The following is a 1,275-nucleotide window of genomic DNA, read 5'->3' on the forward strand; positions in this document are numbered from 1 at the left end:
GGCATAGGGGATTCGGGGGGGTGTGGGGGGCTGGGAGATGTGGGCGGCACAGCGGCGTGGGGCGGCACTGCGGTGGCACGGAGCCGGGACGGGCGGGGACCCCGTCATGGCTGCGCAACGTCGGAACTTCTCGCCGACACCCCGGGGGCAGGATGCCGCACGTCGGCGAGCCGGGCGAAGGTTCCGACGTTGCGAGGCGGGGGTGGCACAGCGGGCCGAGCAGGGCAGGCGCGCGCCGAGCGGGCAGTCCGGCCGGGCCCTCACCGCGAGACCACCCGCCCCGCCCGGGTAGCCTCGAACCATGGCCCGCGCGACTGTCGAACTGCCTCCGCAGGCGCGGCTGAGCGACGGCACCATCGCCCGCATCGTGCCGTCCGCGTACGTCTCGGGGTATGAACTCGAGGTCGACGGCACACCGCAGTCGCACGTCGACCTCGAGGATCCCTCGCACCTGCACTTCGAGTACGTCGCCCGTATGGGCGCGGTGATCGACAGATTGCGGATGCCGCGGCAGCCCCTCACGGCGGTGCACCTCGGCGCCGGCGCGCTGACCCTGCCGCGCTACATCGCGCACACCCGGCCGGGGTCGCGCCAGCAGGTCATCGAGCTGGAGCCGGCGCTCGTCGACCTCGTGCGCGAGAACCTGCCGTTTCTGCGCGACGCGTCGATCCGCACCCGCATCGGCGATGCCCGCGAGGGGCTGGGGCGCCTCCCCGCCGGGCTCGTCGGCCAGGTCGACCTGGTCGTCTCCGACGTGTTCGCCGGCGCCCAGACGCCCGCACACCTCACCACCGTCGAGTTCTACCGGGCCGCGGCATCCCTGCTCGCCCCCGACGGGGTGCTCCTCGTCAACGTCGCCGACGGTGCGGGGCTCCACCACGCCCGGCGTCAGGTCGCGACGGTCGAGGCTGTGCTCGAGAACGTGATCGTGCTCGCCGAGGTGCAGGTGCTGAAGGGCCGCCGCTTCGGCAATCTCGTCGTGGCCGCCTCGGCCGCCCCGCTTCCGATCGAATGGCTGCCGCGGCTGATGGCTGCCGGTCCGCATCCGGCGAAGGTCGCGCACGGCGATGAGCTGCGCGCGTTCGTGCGCGACGCACGGCCCGCCACCGACGCGGATGCCTCGCCCTCGCCGAAGCCCGCGGCATCCCTCTTCGAACGCTGACCACCCGCGCACGGCGGCACCGCCTGCGAAGGGCGTCCGGCGCGAGCGCACGATCACGTGCGCACCGCATTCCGTGCGCGAACCGCGACTGCCGCCGCCGCACGCATCGCCCC

The 1,275-nt window shown here is 74.0% G+C and carries 1 protein-coding gene; it reads left to right on the plus strand.

Translation table 11 applies throughout. The features are described from left to right. Positions 1-301: 301 nt before the first annotated feature. On the plus strand, positions 302-1,162 hold the full coding sequence (locus FFS51_RS14585) for a spermidine synthase (protein ID WP_137878791.1): 861 nt from the start codon (positions 302-304) through the stop codon (positions 1,160-1,162). Positions 1,163-1,275 lie beyond the last annotated feature (113 nt).

Source organism: Microbacterium sp. 4NA327F11, from assembly GCF_005503465.1.
Classification (GTDB): domain Bacteria; phylum Actinomycetota; class Actinomycetes; order Actinomycetales; family Microbacteriaceae; genus Microbacterium; species Microbacterium ginsengisoli.